The organism is Solilutibacter pythonis (genome assembly GCF_003697345.1).
GTDB lineage: Bacteria > Pseudomonadota > Gammaproteobacteria > Xanthomonadales > Xanthomonadaceae > Solilutibacter > Solilutibacter pythonis.
This window is the reverse complement of the sequence record NZ_RFLY01000066.1, coordinates 1-891: the sequence shown is the minus strand read 5'-3', so window position 1 is coordinate 891 and position 891 is coordinate 1. Positions and strand designations below refer to the sequence as shown.

The window sequence follows — 891 nt, the reverse complement described above, 5'->3', positions numbered from 1 at the left end:
CTGGCATTGGCCCGCTTCGTCGTACAGGTAGCGCTGGGTCTCACCCGTCTTGGCATCGGTCTTCGCCACCTGTTCGCCTTTGCCGTTGTAGTGGTAGCGGGCCGTCTCCGTGCCGTTCACCGTCACTCGCCGCAGTCGGCTGTCCTCGCCGTAGCGGTAGCCACGGCCATTCGGGCCGCTACCGAATGGGGCGCAGGTGAAATTTTCCACCATCAAATATTTCTTGCGTTAAGCATTAAGCAGCAACCAGCTCCTTATATCTGGAACTCAGCAAAAAATAACCTATTGACAACCAACTCCTTTGGCAATAGGGGTCGCACACTCGGATATCTTCAATAATGCGACTGTGTCAAATGCCTTTCCCATCTGCGCCTCTTGAAAGGGGTCTTGACATCCCTCACTAATGCACAACAACCAATCCAATATTACCGAATATTCTTCTTGTGTAAACCCCAACCACCTATCAATAAAAAATTTTTCCCATGTACTTGGAGCCCCCCCCCTATCCAACATATCCAATATCGAAGATAAAATTAAGGAATCGTAATTCAATACATCCACTATAGCCATCATTATACCAGGAAGATAATATTGAAATGCTTCAGGGGAAAATCCATAAATCGCATCATGGTACTTCTCAAGGTCCTTATAGCTAATCTCCCAAAAAAACTTTCCCTCAAACTCCATTGCATCCAATGTAATTTCCGATTCAATCACATTATCCGCAACAGCCTTTACAGGCTTAACACGCCAAGCAAAAGCGCTCTTAATACAATCGACCATATTCATCGGACACCTCCCATGAACCAATTTCCGGAAAGCATGGCTCCACACCGCCCCATGTTAGTCCAAGCGTTGGCTTGGGCAGTCTGATGCCCTTCATCGCCACCA

2 protein-coding genes are annotated in these 891 nt (G+C 47.5%); both read right to left on the bottom strand.

Annotated features, from left to right (window positions below):
* A partial coding sequence (locus tag EBB59_RS13310) for a hypothetical protein (protein ID WP_425451838.1) occupies nucleotides 1-213 on the bottom strand: 213 nt, incomplete at its 3' end.
* Between the two features lie 69 nt (nucleotides 214-282).
* Nucleotides 283-789 (bottom strand): hypothetical protein, encoded by a 507-nt coding sequence (locus EBB59_RS13680; protein ID WP_147455628.1) that lies wholly within the window; start codon nucleotides 787-789, stop codon nucleotides 283-285.
* Between the last annotated feature and the right edge of the window lie 102 nt (nucleotides 790-891).